The organism is Microbacterium sp. A84 (assembly GCF_051842815.1).
Taxonomy (GTDB): Bacteria; Actinomycetota; Actinomycetes; order Actinomycetales; family Microbacteriaceae; genus Microbacterium.
In genome coordinates, this window is record NZ_JBPXMS010000003.1 from 396,119 (window position 1) to 415,779 (window position 19,661).

The following is a 19,661-nucleotide window of genomic DNA, read 5'->3' on the forward strand; positions in this document are numbered from 1 at the left end:
AGATCAGAAGAAGCCCATCGGGCCCTCGGCATACGACACGAGAAGGTTCTTCGTCTGCTGGTAGTGATCGAGCATCTTCAGGTGGTTCTCCCGCCCGATGCCGGACTGCTTGTACCCACCGAACGCCGCGTGCGCCGGGTACTGGTGATAGGTGTTCGTCCACACTCGACCGGCCTGAATCGCCCGCCCGGCACGGTAGGCGGTGTCACCGCTGCGCGTCCAGACGCCGGAACCCAGGCCGTACAGGGTGTCGTTGGCGATGTCGATCGCGTCGTCGTAGTCGTCAAAGCTCGTCACCGCGAGCACCGGACCGAAGATCTCCTCCTGGAAAATACGCATGTCGTTCGTGCCCTCGAAGACGGTCGGCGCAACGTAGTAGCCCCCGCTGAGATCGCCGCCGAGGTCGACGCGCTCTCCACCGGCGAGCAGCTTCGCCCCCTCCTGCTTACCGATATCGATGTAGCTGAGGATCTTCTCCAGCTGATCGTTGGACGCCTGCGCGCCGATCATCGTGTTCTTATCGAGCGGGTTTCCCTGAATGATCTGTCCGACACGGTCGAGACCGTCGGCGAGGAACCCATCGTAGATCGAGCGCTGGATGAGGGCGCGGGACGGACACGTGCAGACCTCGCCCTGGTTCAGCGCGAACATCGTGAAGCCCTCGAGCGCCTTGTCGTAGTAGGAGTCATCGGTTGAGCGGGCGACGTCTTCGAAGAAAAGGTTCGGTGACTTTCCGCCGAGCTCGAGCGTGACCGGAATGAGGTTCTGCGAGGCATACTGCATGATCAGCCTGCCGGTCGTCGTCTCACCCGTGAAGGCGATCTTGCGGATCTTCTTGTGCTGCGCGAGCGGAGCACCCGCCTCGATGCCGAAACCGTTGACGATGTTGACGACGCCGGCTGGCAGCAGGTCGCCGATGATCTCGAACAGATACAGGATGGATGCCGGCGTCTGCTCTGCCGGCTTCAACACGACACAGTTGCCTGCGGCAAGCGCGGGAGCAAGCTTCCACACCGCCATCAGGATCGGGAAGTTCCACGGGATGATCTGGCCGACCACTCCCAGCGGTTCTTGGAAGTGATAGGCGACGGTGTTCTCGTCGAGCTGACTGAGCGAGCCTTCCTGCGCACGCAGTACGCCGGCGAAGTAGCGGAAATGATCGACGGCGAGCGGGATGTCGGCGGCCAGGGTCTCACGGACCGGCTTGCCGTTGTCCCACGTCTCTGCGACCGCGATCTCCTCGAGATGCTGTTCGATGCGGTCGGCGATCTTGTTGAGCACGATGCTGCGCTCGGCGGGGCTGGTCTTGCCCCACGACGAGAATGCCTTCCATGCCGTGTCGACGGCACGGTCGATGTCTTCCACGGTGCCACGGCCCACCTCGGTGAACGGCTTACCGTTGATCGGACTGACGTTCTCGAAGTATTGCCCCTTGACGGGTTCGACGAATTCTCCTCCGATGTAGTGACCGTATCGGGGGCGATAGTTCGCCACGGCGCCGGCGGTTCCCGGCGCGGCGAATGCAGTGGACACGATTTCTTCGACGATGGTCATGGTGCGTCTCCTTCGACGGGCCGCAGCCTCAGTGCTGCGCGGCATTGGGTCGAAGGTAGGCCTGGCAAGGTTGCACTCGGATGCGCAACGTTGCGGATGGTTGCGGTCAGACCCGATCGAGCTTCTCGATGCGGCTCACCAGCCCCCCGCGGCGCGGCGAACGCGCCGGCAGCATCTCCAGGCACAGGCGCAGCACTTCTTCGTCTTCTGCACCCTCGGGGATGTCGGCGTAAACCAACAGCACGTCGATGCTGGCCTCCGTGAGCATCGCCTCTCTCAGGGCCGCACGCACAGTGTCGCGGAAGTCCTCGATGCCCGGTGCCGTCGACTCCGGCAGCACCGGTCCTCGGTACGCAGTCAGGGCGACGCGGTGCGCGCCGCGATCGAGGAGCGACAGCACGTTCTGCGCGTCGGTCTCCAGTGGCACGGTGAGCCGGTATGGGCGCGACTCTGGCACCAAATCCGGGGCGATCCGCTGCAGCACCTTGCGCAGTCGCACCATCTCGGGACGCAACGTATCGGGAGATGCGCCCTCGCCGTAGACGAGCTCAGCGAGCCGATCGGCCGACACCCCCTGTCGATGGATCGCCAGCACGAGCAGGATCTCGGCGTGCCGAGCGCTGAGCTCGATGACCGATTCCGATTCGTCGCCGCAGACCTCCAGTCGCGCGCGATCCCGACCCAGAACTCGCAGCGTGGCGCGCGTCGTCGTCACAGCGCGCCTGGATTTGCGGGGCGAGACGAGCGGAGCGGCGCTGCGCGCACGCAGGCGTGCCACAAGCAACTCGGATTCGACGGCCCTTGCCGTGGCATCCACAAGCAAGCGCGCCTGGGGAGTCGCGACTTCCGGCCCGCCGGTGACATCGATGACGCCGAGGATCTTCCTGCTTTCCGGATCGAAGACCGGGGCTGCCGTGCACGACCACGGGTGCACGAGGCGGTTGTAGTGTTCGGCCTGATGTATCTGCACCGATTGTCCGAGCGCGAGCGCGGTGCCGGGCGCTGAGGTGCCGACGGCGTCTTCTGACCAGTTCGCACCCGCAACGAGGCCCATCTCGCCGGTGAGCATGCGCTGCTGCAGGTCGCCCTCGACCCAGAGGAGTCGCCCGGCGTGATCACCGACGGCCACCATCACGCCAGATTCTGCGGGATCGCCCGGCAGCAGCAGACTGCGGATCATCGCCATCACGTCGGCGAGCGGATGCTCGAGCCGGTAGCGTTCCAGTTCTTCTGTGACGAGCGCGAGCGGAGGGAGGCTTTCCGCTCCGACGCGCTGTCTCCAGGACCTCTCCCAGGACTCGCGAACGAGAGGGCGCACATGCTCAAGCCGTCGATCGTCCAGGTTGCCGGCGACGAGCTCTTCATGTGCGCGCTCGATGATGAGGCGCGAGGCTCCAGGAGAAGCGTCACGTGATGACGACCATGACGACGGCATGTGCCTCCGATCGACAGTGATGGAGTGTGAGCACCAGTGTATGAGCACGGCCCGTCCGTGTCAGCCCATCCTTGCGTGGGGAGGGGGATGAACTCGTCAACCCCGCGCAGCCCACCACTCGCGCAGGCGCTGCTCAACAACATCCGGGCCGAGCATTCCCTCGTCCAGGCGAAGGTCGAGCAGGAACTTGTAGGCCTGGCCGACCTCGCGTCCGGGCTTGATGCCAAGGATGCCCTGGATCTGATTGCCGTCGAGCTCCGGGCGCATCGAGTCGAGCTCCTCCTGCTCACGCAGGTCGGCGATGCGCTTTTCGATGTCGTCGTAGGCGCCGGCCAGACGGGACGCCTTGCGGCGGTTGCGCGTGGTGACGTCTGCACGAGTGAGGATGTGGAGGCGCTCCAGCAGGTCACCGGCGTCGCGCACGTAGCGGCGCACCGCGGCATCCGTCCAGGCACCCTCGGCATAACCGAAGAACCGCAGATGCAGCTCGATCAGGGTGGCCACGGCATCCGTGGTGTCACCATCGAACCGCAGCGCCTGCAGACGCTTGCGCGCCATGCGGGAACCGACCACGTCGTGGTGATGGAACGTGACCACACCGCCGGACTCGAGCTTGCGTGTGCGGGGCTTTCCGATGTCGTGCAGCAGCGCAGCGATGCGCAGCGCCACGTCTGGCGCCTCACCAGGCTGGCGCGTGTGCTCGAGTTCGATCGCCTGTTGCAGCACGGTGAGCGAATGCTCGTAGACATCCTTGTGGTGGTGGTGCTCGTCGACCTCGAGGCGCAGCGCGCTGACCTCGGGCATGAACTCCTCGATGAGCCCGGTGTCGACCAACACGCGGATGCCGCGCACCGGGTCGTCTGTCTGCATGAGACGGACCAGCTCGCTCTGAATGCGCTCAGGGCTGACGATCTTCAGCGTCTCGCGCAGCCGGGTGATCGCGTCGCTGGTCTCCGGGTCGATATCGAAACCGAGTTGGGCGCTGAAGCGGGCGGCACGCAGCATCCGAAGCGGATCGTCGCCGAAACTCACGTTCGCGTCAATTGGTGTGCGCAGGATGCCGGCAACGAGGTCTTCCACGCCGCCGGTGGGGTCGACCAGCTTGATCTCAGGCACGAGCAGTGCCATCGCGTTGACCCGGAAGTCACGGCGCACGAGGTCGCCATCGATCGTGTCGCCGAACTCAACGGTTGGCTTGCGCGTCACACCGTCATAGCTGTCAGCGCGGTAGGTGGTGATCTCCACCTGTTCGCCCTGCACTCGAGCGCCGATCGTGCCGAACGCCCGACCGATGTCCCACTGGGTGCTCGAGATCGGCGTGACGATCTTCAGAATCTCATCCGGCGAGGCGTTCGTGGTGAAGTCAAGGTCATGCGTGGAGCGCCCCAGCAGCGCATCGCGCACCGGCCCTCCGACGACGGCGAGCTCGAAGCCCGCATCCTGGAACGCATCGGCGACCGCCGAAACGACCGTTCCCTCTGCGAGAGTGCGCAGTCGCGCGAGTCCCTCGGCCATATTCAGCATGGGTTCCAGCGTACCGGGCGCTGCGGGCTCCACCTCAGTTCCCGGTGAGCTCACGCATCTCGTGTGCGTGGCGGCGGACCATGGTGAGCAGGGAGAAGCTGAGGACTAGTCCACCGATGGCCGCGATTGCCACAAGGATCCAGATGCCCTGGTCTACGTCGACGATTCCGAGAACGAAAATAACCAGGACGGCCGCGACCACCAGCAATCCTTCGACGAGCGCGAAAGTGATGAACAAACGGTTCTGTCGCTGCCGATGTTGCTCGCGCAGGGCATCGACGCGAGGATCCTTCGAACTGCCGTTCAGCGAATAGCTCATCCGGTCAGGATATCGCTGGCACCGAGTGTGCGGCGGGGCCGACCGACTGGTACGTGAAGCGTTGAGCAGACCCCAGAATGACCTAGCCCAGGCCGAGGCCGTACCCGCCCCTAGCGTTCGGCGACAACCGTCACCGAAACGTCTCCGACCGCGTTGGGAGGAGAGAAGCGCACTTTGCCGGCAAGAAGGAACACCACGAGAACCATGATGGCGGGTAGAAGCAGAGCGAAATTGAGCGGCATCCAGGTCGCCAGCAACCCGATCAGCACCGGACCCGCGAGCTGGACCACATAGGAGATGCCGACGACCGTCGCCATCGTCCGGCCGGATCGCTCAGGATCGCGGCCGGCGACTGCCGCAGCTCGAAAGATCTGCGGAGTGACACCCGAGAGGCCCAACCCGAGCAACGTCCATCCGATAATCGCGATGATTGCGTTCGGTGCCAGCACGACGATCAGGAGCGCTCCCGCAGCCGCGAGCGATCCCCAGCGCACGACGAACCCTCCACCGAGGCGCTGCACGATGCGATCCGTCAGCAATCTTCCGACAAACATCGCAGCGCTGAACGCGACGAACGCGACAGGTGCCTGCGCCGTAGTGGCGCCCAAGACATTGGCCATGTACAAGGTCGCCCAACTTCCTGCGGCTCCTTCGGCATTGTGCGAGAAGCTGGACATCACTGCCAGCATGGCCACGTAGAGCCACCAATGTCGGAAGACAGGCGGCTCCTTTCGGGCTGTGGTGCCTTCCGGCGCCGGCTGATCGTACTTCGCGCGGAGCAAACTCTGCTCGCTCGTCCGCCGGAGTAGCGTGAACCACAGCACCACCGCGATGTTCACGAGAACAAACGACCACAAGCCAATCGTTTGCCAACGCGGCAGTCCCAGCGCGAGCCCCGCCGCACCGACCGCAGCGCCGATGACGCCTCCCACGGACCACATCGCGTGAAAAGAAGTGAAGATCGCCCTCCGGTAGCCATTCTCGACTGCGACTCCGTGGATGTTGATCGAGATGTCGATAGTCCCGATGCCGTATCCCAGGACGAACCATCCGAGCCCGAGCACCCACGCGTCAGGGGCAAGAGCAAGGATATTGATTGCTACGGCGATGATCAGCGCACCTGCGACGACCACGGGTCTGCTCCCCCGTGAATCTGTGAACCGGCCCGTGAGCCGCAAAGCAGAGAACGCTCCGAGGCCACTGAAGACCATGAGCGTGCCCAGGAGTCCGTAGGGCAGATCCAGTTCGCGTTCGACGACCGGGAGATGCGCGGTCCACACTCCGATTGCCGACCCGCCCACGCCGAACCCGATAAACGTGGCTATACGCGCTCGTCGCACTGCCGGCTCCATTCGATTGAGAATCACCATGAATTGAAACGTTATACTTTCGCCATGGCGGCTGGCAAGCCTCCACTACCTCGGGAAACGATCCGTTATGTTCTCGATAACATTATTTACAACACCACTGAAGGAAGACAATGTACACCGCAGATGGTTCTCGTTACGATCGAGCCGATTACCGCGCCGCCGGGGCGAGCGGACTGAAACTCCCAGCCCTCTCGTTGGGGCTCTGGCACAACTTCGGCGACACGACGCCGTTCGATGTCCAGACCGGCCTGGTCACCCACGCGTTCGATCGCGGAATCACCCACTTCGATCTCGCGAACAACTACGGGCCGCCGTATGGCGCAGCCGAGACGAACTTCGGACGCATTCTCCACGACACCCTTAGGTCGTATCGGGACGAACTGATCATCACTTCGAAGGCAGGCTACGACATGTGGCCAGGACCATACGGTGATGGGGGGTCCCGGAAGTACATGATGGCGAGTATCGACCAGTCACTGACCCGCCTCGGGCTCGACTACGTGGATGTCTTCTACAGCCACCGCCGCGACACGAGCACTCCTTTGGAGGAGACGATGTCGGCACTGGCCGACATCGTTCATACAGGGAAAGCACTCTACGTCGGAGTGTCGAACTACAACGCGGCGGATACCCGCAGGGCGGCCGCGCTGCTCGAATCACACGGCGTGCCGCTGGTCCTCCACCAGGCCCGATACTCGCTCTTGGATCGCCATATCGAGCATGACACGCCACCACTGCTCGACGTTCTCGAAGAGGTCGGCAGCGGATGCGTGGTCTTCTCCCCGCTCGCGCAAGGCCTACTGACTGATCGCTATCTGGATGGTGTCCCTGAGGGATCGCGTGCCGAGCACAGTCGCTATTTCTCGCGCGACGACATCACCGCTGAGCGCATCGATGCCGTCCGAGCCCTCCGCGAGATCGCTCACGCTCGTGGCCAGTCGATCGCGCAGCTGGCGCTCGCGTGGGTGCTTCGGGATGAACGGGTCACATCGGCGATCATCGGCGCATCGCGCACTGAGCAGATTGACGACAACCTCGCGGCATTGGACCGACGCATGTTCACCCCGGAAGAGTCGGCAGCGATCGACACAATCCTGCAAAGGCTCGACGCAGAGAAGGCGCGCGGGTGATGACTGCGCCGTTCGGCCCGCCATCCGCCATCCGCGATGGCACGTGGCCGGTCATGCTCACTCCCTTTCACGCCGATCGCTCAATAGATTGGAAGACCCTCGACCGCTACACGGAATGGTTGATCTCACACGGCGCATCCGGTCTCTTCGCCGTCGCACTGTCGAGCGAGATGTATCAGCTCTCGCCGACCGAACGCCATGCAATCGCGCGACGGGTCGTCTCGGCAGCGGAGGGCCGGGTTCCCGTCGTCGCGTCTGCGATCGCCAGCTCAAGCGTCGATGAGCAAGTCGCGGCTATCCAATCGATGGCTAAGACCGGCGTTGACGCGGTGGTACTGATCTCCTCACTGATCGCCACGGAGCTAGACACGGACGCCACGCTGTCTCGGCGCCTCGACGAGATCCTCAATCGCTGTCCGGATCAGCCTCTGGGCGTGTACGAGTGCCCTATCCCGTACAAGCGCCCGGTCACCGATGAGATGCTCACCAGACTCGCTCATAGCGGCCAGGTCGTTTTCTTCAAGGACACGAGCCATTCGATCGAGACGATGCACCGACGCATCGCGATCACCCGGGGAACTCCGCTTCGCATGTTCAACGCGGAAATCACGTCTCTGACCGCAACGCGCCGGGCAGGCGGAGCAGGATTCTCAGGTTATGCAGCGAATGTCTTCCCTGAACTCGTGCAACGGCTCTGCGCGGATCCGGAAGCATCGGGGGCGGTCGATATTCAACGACTTCTATCCATCGCCGAGGGCATGATCGGCGCCGGGTATCCAGCCAGCGCTAAGCTGCTTGTCGACTTTCGCAGCGCGATCGGCATGTCACAGGTCTGCCGAAGCACAGCCTCCGCGCTCAACGCCCACGACGCCGGGCCCATCCAGGATCTCGCCGATTACATCGCCTCTACTGGACTGCTCAGCTTTCGCTGACCGCTCCGTCGATGTCCTTCGCGCGAGCGGTTGACGCCCGCACCACAAGCTCGGGGAGGGGGCCAGTTCCCTCCTGCACCAGAGAGCGACCCTCGATGAGACCGATGAGACGCGCGGCAGCATGTCGTCCGAGCGCCGCGAAGTCTTGACGGCATGTCGTCAACGCAGGGCGCGAATATGCGGTGTCCGCGTGGTCATCGTAACCGGTGACGCTGATTCGGCCCGGGACATCGATCCCGCGGTCCGAGAGCGCCTTAATGAGCCCGAAAGCCATACGGTCATTCGCCGAGACCACCGCTGTCGCCCCCGAAGCGATCACCTCGTCTACCGCGCCGAACCCTGATACCGGCAACCAGTTTCCTCGAGCGACGGTCACAGGTTCAAGATCATGGTGATGCATGGTCTGTTCATATTGAGCCTTCCGGTCACGGGCGGCAAGCCATCCGCTCGGGCCGGCCAGATGGACGATGCGCCGGTGTCCTAGCCGGATGAGGTGCTCGACCGCGGCACGGATGCCCACTGCGTGCGTGTCGCAGTCTTCGAGACCACGCGCGACAACCAGCGGCCCCGAAGTGAAGGAGCGCATGCTGGTCTCGGCGATGTCCGTCGGCGCTGTCGTGATGACACCCTCGACGTGCAGCATCGCCGCGCGGGCAAGTGCATCCGCCATCGATTCCTCACTCAACGGATCGGCGATCATGATCGTCATCGCGTATCCTTCGGATGCGGCAAGTTGGTATGCGCCCTCGACGAGGAGCCCGAGCCCCATCCCGGAGATCTCATGAACGATCGCGGCGATCTGCCGCGATCGGCTCGTCACCAACGAACGGGCGACGAGGTTCGGCCGGTAGCCTAGTTCGATGATCGCCGATGCGATTCGCTCGCCTGTGGATGCTTTGACGCCAGCTGTTCCGTTGAGGTAACGCGAAACGGTGATATGCGAAACCCCCGCGAGAGTGGCAACATCGTAGATCGTGGCGACCCTATGACCGTGCGTCGGATTCGTTGGGCCATTCATCTGTCAAGTCTGGCATGCACCTCGCCAAGTGCTCAGTAATGAGCCGGGCCGAGCGCTCGCCGCTCGGCAATCCGGTTCAGTGCTGTGTCGATCATCTCGAGACTCGTGGCGAAATTGAACCGCACATGCCCTTCGCCTCCGGGTCCGCACTGCCGACCGTCCAAGACAGCCACGCCCGCATCCCGCCAGCCGACGGCAGAGTCGAGAGCCCCGGTCATACTGCGCACATCGATCCACGCGAGATATGTCGCATCAGGCGTACGCATTCGGGCGCCATCGATGACCCGCGGGAGCCGATCGGCGAGATGATCACGGTGGCGTCGAAGCCGCACGAGGAGCCCATCGAGCCAATCATCGCTGTGACGATACGCCTCGACAGCCGCGATGGCCCCCAGGATACTGCCGGACTGACGAGGTACTGGGTCCAGTCGCGTCCACGTGCTCGCGTGGGCCTCTCCCGACAGGATGACCTGCGCGGATTTCAACCCAGGTACGTTCCATCCCTTCGACGCTGCCGTCACAGTGACGGTGCGTTTCGCTGCTGCTGGTGAACGATGCGCGAAAGGAACATGGCGCGGCCCGAAGCTGATCGGAGCATGGATCTCGTCCGAGACGATGAGTGCGTCGAACTCCTCGGCCAACAGCAGCAGAGCATCCAACTCAGCGTCCGAGTGGATCTGACCGAGAGGATTGTGCGGGTTGCAGAGCACAATCGTGCGTGCCCCGGCCGCTAATGCCACCCGTATGGCTTCGAGGCCAAGCGACCATCGACCGTCGGGCGCACGGTTCATGGGTGCCGTGACCACGCGTCGGCGCACCTGCGCCGGCGCCGTGAGGAAGTAGGGGTATGCGGGCGTCGGAACGACGACGGACGAATCCTCCGGAGTGAGGATCGCGATGGCGAGCGTGATGCCGGTCATCACATCGGGCACCAGGCGCACCGATGCGGGATCGACGCTCCATCCGTAGCGGCGGTCCTGGAATCCGGCGCACGCGCTTTCGGCCTGCGCGGCGAGGCGCTCAGGCAGATATGTGAGGAAACCAGCATCTACTGCTCTGTGCAGCGCTCTGCCGATCGCAGGCGATGTACCGAAGTCTGACTCCGCGATGTGCGCGCCGATGATGCCCTCAGGTTGGTCCCACTTGCGCGTCACCCAATCGCTGGCTCGCACGTCGATTGTGGCCGTCACCATGCAAGCACATCGGTACGGGCGGCGTGCGCAGACACCAATGAACGCACAACCCGATCTGTCTCGCGAATCATATGCGAATTCGTTCCGATGACGGGACTGATGACCGTCCCGCCTTGAGTGTCCTCCGTCGGTATGCCGAGGAGGTGGACGGACGGATCGACGACGCCATCGTGATGGATCAGTCGACTATCGGCGCGGGAGATGTCCGCCGAGCCGGTCTCCCACGACGGTCCACGAACCCCGGGGATGACCGCCGCACGCATCCTCCCTTGTGACGCGAGAGCACGATGCAGCGGATCAGACGGCCGGAGCACATCGGGTGGTGTCACGAACGCATCGAGGAGCACTCGCGCCCGACGCGTCGCACGGCTGGCATCGGAAGTCGCGACGAACGCGTCGTCATCGACCTCTACCCGTGCGCGCGGGCCGAGGAAACGGACGATCCCAGCCTCATGCAGGGCACGGAGCTGACGCATTCGGAAAGCAGGCGGTCCGCTGCCGGCGGCCGCGCCGAGATTGATGAGCTTGCGGTAGGACGGCCACGACGCACCATCGAGGCCTGACCACTCCGCAGCCTTGGCTGCAGGGCCGCGGGCAGCACCGAGTGACCAGTATGCGGCCTTGAGCGGACTGTCTTTGCCGCGCGCCGCTTCGCGCACGTCCTCATCGATGTACTCCCGAACGTACGCTTCGTACTCTGCCTGAGAATCCCATCTACGCGATTCGCTACCGGTCAGCATCTCGTGATCCAGTTTCGGCAACTCGCCCGGCAGCAGGCGCTCGACTTCGCGATCGAACGCCGGCAGATCGTCTGGATCGAGGAGCTCGTCGATCGCCGTCTTCATTGCGCCCCACCACGGTGCACGCTGATCCGGGTCAATGCCGGCGAGCGTCTCGTAGAACGCGGACAGCGCATCTTTTGTGATCGCCATCCACATCGGAGCGAAATCCAGCGGGCCCTCTGGTGCTTCGGCGAGCGCTCTTTTGAGGTGGGTTTGCGCACTGGCAGGCGGAAGTCCGCCATACAGCGCCTTCGCTCGATACGGCAGCCCACGGCCGGATGTCACATGCATGACAGGCTCTTCACCAGAGGGCTGGTAGTGCAGTCCTGCGGCTTCCTCCTCAACGAACACTCCGCCGCGATCGAGCGTGAGCAACGCCATGGTGTCGAAGAACCCCATGCCGAGGCCACGCACCAGCACGTCCTCGCCGGGCCGGATTTGCTCAATTCGCTGGTCCGCCGGAGGGGCTGGAGGTATCCACAGCAGAGAGCTCTTCCGTGAAAGGTTGTGAGATAACGCACGATCCTCTGGAGACGGAGCGACGCTGACCCATCCGCCGGTGATCACGACGCGATCGGCGAGCACGCTGTCTGTGTTCCGCATCCCCAACAGCTGCTGAGCCGATCCAGGGCGGTCGCTGATGTCAACGACCCGATCGAGCACGAGGTCGACATCGAGCCACGAGCGCAGCCGCGTGACGAGCGCGTTGAAACACCACGTCAGATACCTGCCGAACAACACCCTCGTCGGATGAGATTGCACGCGCATGGACGCCACCTCGTCTCGGAATCCCGAGTCATCAAGATCAGGCGACAGCGGGAGCGCGGCGAAGAGTGACGATTCTGTGATCGGCGGAGACAACACCGTCTCAACGCGCGACACTCGCGCCCATTCCAGACACCATTCCAGGAAGGTCGGCCCGTCAACCGCAGGCGCGGCAACGACAACACTGCGGTCGGGAAAGAACGTCACAGCCCCGGCGAAGGTGTTCATGCACAACTCACGAGACTGCGCTTCACGCCAGGTCATGCCGGCGCCGAACTGCGTGTCCTCGATAACGACGATTCGGGCGATGTCGATATGCTCACCACCGTCGAGCGTCGCCAAGATGCGCTCGAGAAGCGAGATCGCACGTGGACCGCCGCCGACGACAGCGAGAGTCGGAGATTTCGGATGCATGATCCGATGATCCCCGATACCGGACCCTCGACACCAGCAGCCATCACAACCTCTGATCACCCCTGCCGGATGCGCAATGATCCCGGCGGCGGAACGCGTCGCCTCATATTCTCTGTAGAGACGGACCAGAGGATGGAGATGCGATGACCGATGTCGTGAACGAAATGCTCGGTGATCGCCGCGCCACTGCGGTTCACCGAGTGCGCGCCGCCCGAAGCGAGTCCGCGGAACAGATGCAGAAGAGCTTCCACGTGCTCGTGCTCGCCGACGACAATGCCGCCGCGACCCGACGGGAACGCGTGTGCATCGCCACGTTCACTGCGCTACTTCATGGCGAGGATTGCGCCGCGTTCTACACGGACCTCCTCCGACAGCACGACGATGCGCTGCCCGCAATCGTGACGATACTGGCTGAACGGTCGCTGACGCGCGGTCCGTACGGGCAGAGCGAGGTCAACGCCGCAGAATCTGTACCCGGACCGACATTTACGGTCGATGACATCGCGGCGTTGTATGCGCTGGACGATCGACTCACCGCGGCGATCGAGTTCGCGCACCTGTTGGTTTTCCACCCTCGCGACACGCGACGCGCACACCTCCAACAGTTGATCGATGTGGGCTGGACAAACGACGGCATCGTGACGCTCGCTCAACTCATCGGTTTCGTGACATTTCAGATGCGAGTCATTGCGGGGCTGTCGGTGCTTGCCGACCGCATCATCGAGAGGAGCGCCGCATGAGCACGGACCGCGAGAACCTTGCCCCGCCTCGAGCAGCTCACGTGCCCTCGCGGTACGTCATGTCCGGAGTGGAGTGGATCCCCTGGGTCCTGCCCTTAGAGATCGATGAGCTCACCGAGGAACATTACGATGCCGTGATCCATCGCCCGCGAGCGCAAGCGGAGTATTTCCGCGTCCTGCTTCGTGACACAACGGCCCTGCGCGCCCGCACCCGCGTCGATGACGACGTGTTCGGCAACACAAATCTGGGTCTGGCGCGGGCCGAACGAGAACTGGCCGCAACGGCAGCATCACGCCTCAACGGGTGCCTGTTCTGCACCGGATTCCACGCCGGGTTGGCCGCCCAACTCTCGGGCCGAGCCGAAGATGTGGAGAGCCTGCTCATCGACGGCGATGCTCGCCGACTGGATGCTCGTTGGCAAGCAATCGTGGATGCCTCTCGCGCACTGACCACCACACCGTCGTCACTCGACGCACAGGCGCTGTCGGCCCTCGAAGACACCGGACTAGACGACCTGGCGGTTTTTGATACGATTCAAGCGTGCGCGTTCTTCGCCTGGGCTAACCGCCTGATGCTCGCGCTCGGTGAGTCGAGCGTTCCCTGACACGCCTCGACGATTCGTCAGCGTTGACAGGAGATCGCATGATACGTACGCACTGCGACGACAGCGCTCTGGCTTTCGCCGCGGCAATAGACATCCAAGCCGTGCGGATCGTCAGCGCCATCGCCGATGCGGGCTCGATCACGGCGGCGGCCAAGACCTTGGGTTTCAGCCAGCCAGCGATCTCACAGCAGCTGCAGCGCGCGGAAGCCCGGATCGGTGCGACACTTGTCAATCGCGAAGGACGCGTACTCACGCTCACCGCGGAGGGTCGAGTGCTCAGCCTGCTCGCACCACGTCTGGACGAAGTCCTCCTCGAAGCCGGACGCGAGCTCGCCGGCCTGACCAACGCCCGTTCCGGAGTCATCACGCTCGCCGGATTCCCGTCCGCGTCATCGACGTTACTTCCCGCCTTCTTGAACCTCCTACGTGGGCATGCTCCAAGAGTGCGTCCCTCATACATCGAGGCCGAGCCTCCCGAGGCGATCGCGATGGTGATAGCGGGAACGGTGGACGTTGCGATCACGTGCGTTTATCCGACCCTGGGCGAATCGAGCCCGCTCGCCCGCAGCGGACTGGTGGGACTCCCCCTCTTCACGGACGAACTCTTCGTCGCCCTTCCCGCTGCCCACCCGCTGGCGAAAGAACCAACCATATCGATCGCCGACCTCGAATCCGATGACTGGGTCGCGGGATGCCACTCATGTCGGGCGCACATGGTGCACGCGTGTGCCACTGCAGGATTCCAGCCGCGCATCACGTTCGAGACAGACAACCACGTCGCCGTTCTCGGGCTGGTCTCCAGCGGCCTCGGTCTCGCCGTACTCCCCGGTCTGTCAATCAGTACTGCGGCGACGCCGGATGATGTCGTCATCCGTCCCACCGAGCCACGAACAGTGCGCCACATCTTCGCAGTCACCGACCGTGAGAATGCATCCACAGAGCACGTGCGTGCGGTGATGGGACTCCTGCGCACGATCGACGGCGCGCAGTGGGGTCTGCGCCGCATGTCCACATCGATGCCCGTTGCTAGTACACCTGAGGAAACGAGTATCAGTGGTTGATGCCGATCGCAAGCCCGACCTGACCGACCTCGTTAGCGAGGGGAGCCCCACGCGATTCGCGATTCGCACGTGGCTGGAAGACCACCGCGACGAGTTAGCACAGGACATCCTGCAGTGGATCGCCGTGCCGAGCGTGAGCGATCCGAGCGCCGCCGAACCTGGCGCCCCGTACGGGAAGGCCGTGGCCGAGATGTTCGACGTCGTCCGACTCGCGGCGGAAGGACTGGACCTGCGCTGGGAAGACCATGGAGGCCATGTCGTTTCGGTTCTGTGGGGCGCGGCATCCGAAGAGATCGGCATCGTCACGCACGTGGATGTTGTTCCGGCCGGTGACGGGTGGACAACGCCACCATTCTCCCCTCGCTACGTTGCCCCGTACGTCATCGGGCGCGGGGCATGCGATAACAAGGGCCCCGCTGTGGGCACCCTCTATCTCGTGCGGATGCTTCGGGATCTCGGTGTCTCATTGCAACACCGCGTACGGCTGATGTTCGGCGGCGCTGAGGAGATCGGCATGCCGGATCTTCGTGCCTATCTCGCCGACGGTCACCCCGTTCCGGTCCGCTCGATCGTCGCCGACGGGATGTTCCCGGTGAACATCGCCCAGAAGGGAATGCTCACGTGCCTCGTGCGGATCCCTGCCGGGACGGATCGCTTCCGCTCTCTTAAAGCCGGACTCGTCGCGAACGCCGTACCCGCATCGGCGACCATCCAACTCAACTCCGGCTGTCCCATGCCACGCCCGCATGACCGACTCACGGTCGACGGCGATGCGACCGATGCGCTGCTGACGGCTTCCGGCCGCCCCGGGCACGCCGCATTCCCCGAAGGAACTCTCAACGCCGCCGCTGTCCTGGTGGAAGCACTCTTGGCGAGCACAGCATGGGAGGAACGAGATGAGTCCGCGTTACGGACGCTCCTCGCGCTCAGCTCCTCGCCATACGGCGATGGCATCGGTCTCGCCCTTACGGATGACCTCACCGGCTCGCTCACGGCGAACGCCGGAATCGTGACCGGGTCGGCCGACGGGATCGATGTCGTCCTCGACGTTCGCTACCCTGCGTCGTACCGAGGCGACGAGATCACCTCCAGGCTGACGGAATGGTGCGCTACTCAAGGCGCCACGGTCCAAGATGTGCGTGACAGCTCACCCAGCGTCATCGATCCCGACGACGCCATCGTCTCCCTGCTCTCCGATACGTACGCCGAGATCAGCGGCAGGAACGACGAGCCATACTCGATGGGCGGTGGGACCCACTCGCGGGTGCTTCCTCACAGCGTCACCTTCGGCCCCGGAGCCCACGACCTCGGTCCTTCGCGGCCACCCGCGGGCATCGTCAGCGACTCCGCCGGTGCCCACGGCCCCGACGAATGGCTGCACATGGACGACCTGCTCGACGCGCTCGAGATCTACGCGATCGCACTGATCCGTATGGACGCCCATCTGAGCGCCTGAGCGGCGGAGCCAGTTCGAGCCCATGATGATGCGGCCCAGATCCTCACGGATTCTGGGCCGCATCGTCGTGGGTTCAGCCTTTGACGCCGCCGGACAGCAGATCGAGCTTCCAGAAGCGCTGCAACGATCCCATCAGAATCAGGATTGCGACAATCGAGATTGCCGACCCCATGATCGCCTGGTTCCAGAGCATGCCTTCGGATGTCCCTCGGTTCAGCAGTGTGTACAGACCGATGGTGATCGGGAACTTGTCTTCGCTCGAGAGCATCAGGAACGGAAGGAGAAAGTTGTTCCAGATACCAATGAACTGCAGGAGAAAAACAGTCACAAGCCCCGGCAGCATCATCGGCAGCGCCACCGAACGGAAGGCGCGGAACTCTGACGCCCCATCGATGCGACACGCCTCGAGCGTCTCACGGGGGAATGCCGCCTCCGCATAGATCCGCGACAAATAGATCCCGAACGGACTGACGATTACCGGGAGCAGCACCGCCAGGTAGGAATCGGTCAGCCCGATCTCGGCGAAGAGGAAGTACTGCGGAATCGCGAGAACGATCCCGGGAATCAGCACGCCCGCGAGCAGGATCCCGAACAGTGTCTTCTTCCCGCGGAAGTCATACACCGCGAACGCGTACCCGGTGGCGGCGGAGACCAGGGTCGACAGGAGCGCGCCACCCAACGCGTAGATCACAGAGTTGAGCGACCAGATACCGAACGAACCGTCCCCGTAGCTGAACAGCAAACCCAGATTCTCGAAGAACGCTGTCCCCGGAGCGAATGTGAAGGTGGTGAAAAGCTCGTTCACCGATTTGGTCGATGCGACGAAAATCCACGCAACCGGGAACAGGCAGTAGACGGCGCCCAGCAGCAGCACAAGTGTGCTCAGTACGCGACGATCTGTGATCGTGCGTGTTCGGGTGTTCATGTGTTTTGCCATGGTGGTTCCTATACCGCTCGGTTGCGACGCCACTGCACTGCGCCGAGGATCACTGCCGACAGAAGGAGCACGCTCAGCGCGATCACAACCGACGTCGCCGAAGCGCCGTAGACGTTGTCACCGTGGAATGCCTCTCGATACACAGCCATCAGCGGGAAAAAGGTCGACGAGACGCTGCTCGTGATGGTGCGCAGGATCATCGGCTCGCTGTACACCTGGATGGTGCCGATCACCGAGAACAGGCCCGACAGCACCAACGCCGGGGCCATCAGCGGGATCTTGATGCGCAGCGCGATGTGCCATTCGTTGCAGCCGTCGATGCGTGCAGCGTCATAGATCTCCGCGGGGATGGCTCGCAGCGCCGTGTACATGATGATCATGTTGAATCCGAGCGCGCCCCAGATGGCGATGTTCGCCAGCGAACCGAACAGTTGCGGCAGACTCAGCACGTCGAGCCCTGGGTGCCCAAGAGAACGTGCGATGAAGCTGGCCGGACTGGTGCTGGGGAGGTAGAGGAACCCCCACATCAAAGCGGCGATCACGCCCGGCACCGCGTACGGCAGCAGCAACGCCGTACGGGCGAACCGCACGAAGCGCTGACGCGGCAAATCCAGCAGCAGCGCGGCGACGAGAGCGAGACCGAGGGTAGTCGGGATCACCAGGACGGCGTATATCCCGAGTCGTTGCAATGACGCGAGCAGCTCGACGTCCTGGAACGTCGCGATGTAATTGTCGAACCCCACGAAGGTCTCCGTGCGACGCCCGAACGCACCACCGCCCGTCACACGAAGCGCGTGCAGGCTCAGGTATATCGAGTACACCAGCGGCAGCAGGAAGGTAAGGATGAAGAGAATTGCCCCGGGAAGGATGAACAGATAGGGGGCAGCGCGATGCTGGCGTCTTGAGACACGTACTCCGCGCTTTCCTGGTCCCAGGATTAGAGTTTCGGTTGTCATCGTTTCGTCCTCTCGGTCAGCGATGCGACCGGTGGGGAAGCGGATCCGCTCCCCCACCGGCCACGCAACGGTCAGTTGACCTCGAACCCGCTCTCCTCGAGATCCTCAATCGCGAAATCCTGCACCTTCGTCAGCATGTCGGGCCACGACGACCCTGCCGTGATTGCTCGTCCGAGCTCATCCCGGTAGGCGGTGAACACCGAGTTGGCGTTCGGCCCCCAGCCGACGTCGGCGGTGTCAAGGGCGATCTCGGCGATGATCGAGTAGAAGTCGTCCTGGCCTGCTGCGACGCCGTTGGCCGGAGAGCCGGACAGCGCACCCTGCCCCGTCTTGGACGCGGGATACTCTGCACGGTTGCTGAGAGCCTCATTCGCTACCGGGTCCGCCGAGAGCCACGCGAGCACCTTAGCCGCAGCTTCCGGGTGCTCGGAGCCCGTCGTCACTGACGCCGCCGAGCCTCCCATGAATCCTGAGGGGTCACCCTCGTCCCAGACAGGGAGAGGAGCGACGTTCCACTTGTCGAGCTGGTCGTTGCCTTCACCCAGCTGGTTGCCGATGCTTCCGGCGAACCAGGCGCCGGCCGGGAACGACGCCACCTTGCCACTCGTCAGTGCGTTGCTGAACTCCGGGGTCCACCACGGCTCCGCGCGAACGAGGCCATCCGTTGTGAGGGACTGCCAGTATTCGGCGACCTGCTTGTTCGCGTCGTCATCAATGTGAACGCTCCACGCTCCATCTTGGACGTCCCACCAGGAGCCACCGAGCTGCTGGCTGAGGCCGGTGAACTGACCGACATCCGTCGATCCGAAGAGCGTCATTGTCACGTCCGGGCGGACCTCGACGATCGTCTGCGCGGCTGCACGGTACTCGTCCCATGTTGTGGGGACCTCGACGCCAGCCTCCTCGAAGATGTCGGTCCGGTAGAACAGCGCCATCGGCGCGACGTCGACCGGCACGCCGTAGGTGAGGCCCTCGAGATCGACGAGATTCCAGATCGAGTCGGTGAAGTCTCCCTTCACGTCACCGACGTAGTCGCTGATGTCGAGCGCGACGTCAGCCACCACAAATGACGGGAGCGTGTGGTATTCGGCCTGGAAGATATCCGGGCCCTCGCCAGCGCGCATCGCGGCCAGCAGCTTCGCCGACTGCTCGTCGCTGCGCCCCATGTCTACGGTCTTGACCTGGATGTCAGGATTATTCTCGTTCCAGACCGCGATGGCCTCCGCTGTTCCCGGCGACCATGTCCAGTAGACGAGTTCGACGGGGCCTTCCGACTCGGCTGGCCCCTCCGATGACGAGCATCCAGAAAGGACAAATCCTGCGCTGACGACCACCGCGGTCGCCGTCAACAGCTTGCTACGCACTGACATGAGTACCTCCGTGTATTCACAGTCAAACATCTTGTCGGGCAGAATGTTCTCGATATCATTGGACCGAATATATCGTTTCAATTGAGAACGTAACTGACGG

The 19,661-nt window shown here is 63.5% G+C and carries 17 protein-coding genes; 6 read left to right on the forward strand and 11 right to left on the reverse strand.

The features are described from left to right. Window positions 1-3: 3 nt before the first annotated feature. From exaC to ACSU04_RS14520, 5 genes are all read right to left on the reverse strand, one after another. Window positions 4-1,554, reverse strand: coding sequence for an acetaldehyde dehydrogenase ExaC (gene exaC / locus ACSU04_RS14500; RefSeq protein WP_439290075.1), 1,551 nt, complete (start codon window positions 1,552-1,554; stop codon window positions 4-6). Window positions 1,555-1,660: 106 nt separating this feature from the next. Beyond that, complete coding sequence (locus ACSU04_RS14505) at window positions 1,661-2,989, reverse strand: GAF domain-containing protein (RefSeq protein ID WP_439283226.1); 1,329 nt, start codon at window positions 2,987-2,989, stop codon at window positions 1,661-1,663. Between the two features lie 96 nt (window positions 2,990-3,085). After that, window positions 3,086-4,513 carry a CCA tRNA nucleotidyltransferase gene (locus ACSU04_RS14510; RefSeq protein WP_439283228.1) on the reverse strand — a complete coding sequence of 476 codons (1,428 nt, stop codon included), beginning with the start codon at window positions 4,511-4,513 and terminating at the stop codon, window positions 3,086-3,088. A gap of 34 nt (window positions 4,514-4,547) precedes the next feature. Continuing rightward, a complete protein-coding gene (locus ACSU04_RS14515; protein WP_439283230.1) occupies window positions 4,548-4,832 on the reverse strand; it encodes a hypothetical protein in 285 nt (94 codons plus the stop codon). Window positions 4,833-4,942: 110 nt separating this feature from the next. Further along, complete coding sequence (locus ACSU04_RS14520; RefSeq protein ID WP_439290076.1) at window positions 4,943-6,202, reverse strand: MFS transporter; 1,260 nt, start codon at window positions 6,200-6,202, stop codon at window positions 4,943-4,945. Between the two features lie 110 nt (window positions 6,203-6,312). On the opposite strand from ACSU04_RS14520, the gene ACSU04_RS14525 reads away from it, so the two are divergent. Next, on the forward strand, window positions 6,313-7,332 hold the full coding sequence (locus tag ACSU04_RS14525; protein ID WP_439290077.1) for an aldo/keto reductase: 1,020 nt from the start codon (window positions 6,313-6,315) through the stop codon (window positions 7,330-7,332). Next, entirely contained in the window at window positions 7,332-8,264 is a 933-nt protein-coding gene (locus ACSU04_RS14530; protein ID WP_439290078.1) for a dihydrodipicolinate synthase family protein, read from the forward strand. Before ACSU04_RS14525 ends, ACSU04_RS14530 begins: the two co-directional genes overlap by 1 nt. Here ACSU04_RS14530 and ACSU04_RS14535 read toward each other — a convergent pair. Genes ACSU04_RS14535 through ACSU04_RS14545 form a run of 3 tightly spaced genes read right to left on the reverse strand, consistent with a single transcriptional unit; the run spans window position 8,251 to window position 12,436 of the window. Then, window positions 8,251-9,282, reverse strand: a complete 1,032-nt coding sequence (locus ACSU04_RS14535; RefSeq protein WP_439290079.1) for a LacI family DNA-binding transcriptional regulator — start codon at window positions 9,280-9,282, stop codon at window positions 8,251-8,253. The two genes, ACSU04_RS14530 and ACSU04_RS14535, sit on opposite strands and share 14 nt — an antisense overlap. A gap of 32 nt (window positions 9,283-9,314) precedes the next feature. Further along, window positions 9,315-10,475, reverse strand: a complete 1,161-nt coding sequence (locus tag ACSU04_RS14540; RefSeq protein WP_439290080.1) for a MalY/PatB family protein — start codon at window positions 10,473-10,475, stop codon at window positions 9,315-9,317. Next, window positions 10,469-12,436 carry an FAD/NAD(P)-binding protein gene (locus tag ACSU04_RS14545; protein ID WP_439290081.1) on the reverse strand — a complete coding sequence of 656 codons (1,968 nt, stop codon included), beginning with the start codon at window positions 12,434-12,436 and terminating at the stop codon, window positions 10,469-10,471. The genes ACSU04_RS14540 and ACSU04_RS14545 overlap by 7 nt, the downstream gene beginning before the upstream one ends. 143 nt (window positions 12,437-12,579) lie before the next feature. Between ACSU04_RS14545 and ACSU04_RS14550 the strand changes: the two genes are divergently transcribed. The 4 genes from ACSU04_RS14550 to ACSU04_RS14565 are packed head-to-tail and all read left to right on the forward strand — an operon-like array spanning window position 12,580 to window position 16,298. Further along, a complete protein-coding gene (locus tag ACSU04_RS14550; protein WP_439290082.1) occupies window positions 12,580-13,176 on the forward strand; it encodes a CMD domain protein in 597 nt (198 codons plus the stop codon). Then, window positions 13,173-13,781: a peroxidase-related enzyme gene (locus ACSU04_RS14555; RefSeq protein ID WP_439290083.1), complete on the forward strand. Its 609-nt coding sequence runs from the start codon at window positions 13,173-13,175 to the stop codon at window positions 13,779-13,781. Before ACSU04_RS14550 ends, ACSU04_RS14555 begins: the two co-directional genes overlap by 4 nt. Window positions 13,782-13,819: 38 nt before the next feature. Further along, window positions 13,820-14,842, forward strand: coding sequence for a LysR family transcriptional regulator (locus ACSU04_RS14560; RefSeq protein ID WP_439290084.1), 1,023 nt, complete (start codon window positions 13,820-13,822; stop codon window positions 14,840-14,842). Further along, window positions 14,835-16,298, forward strand: a complete 1,464-nt coding sequence (locus tag ACSU04_RS14565) for a Sapep family Mn(2+)-dependent dipeptidase (RefSeq protein ID WP_439290085.1) — start codon at window positions 14,835-14,837, stop codon at window positions 16,296-16,298. The genes ACSU04_RS14560 and ACSU04_RS14565 overlap by 8 nt, the downstream gene beginning before the upstream one ends. Window positions 16,299-16,371: 73 nt before the next feature. Here ACSU04_RS14565 and ACSU04_RS14570 read toward each other — a convergent pair whose 3' ends face one another. From ACSU04_RS14570 to ACSU04_RS14580, 3 genes are all read right to left on the reverse strand, one after another. Beyond that, a complete protein-coding gene (locus ACSU04_RS14570; protein ID WP_439283249.1) occupies window positions 16,372-17,223 on the reverse strand; it encodes a carbohydrate ABC transporter permease in 852 nt (283 codons plus the stop codon). A 20-nt stretch (window positions 17,224-17,243) separates the two neighbouring features. Continuing rightward, window positions 17,244-18,191, reverse strand: coding sequence for a carbohydrate ABC transporter permease (locus ACSU04_RS14575; protein WP_439283251.1), 948 nt, complete (start codon window positions 18,189-18,191; stop codon window positions 17,244-17,246). A 71-nt stretch (window positions 18,192-18,262) separates the two neighbouring features. After that, the gene (locus ACSU04_RS14580) at window positions 18,263-19,561 is read right to left on the reverse strand and encodes an ABC transporter substrate-binding protein (RefSeq protein ID WP_439290086.1); all 1,299 of its coding nucleotides are present in this window, start codon (window positions 19,559-19,561) and stop codon (window positions 18,263-18,265) included. Window positions 19,562-19,661 lie beyond the last annotated feature (100 nt).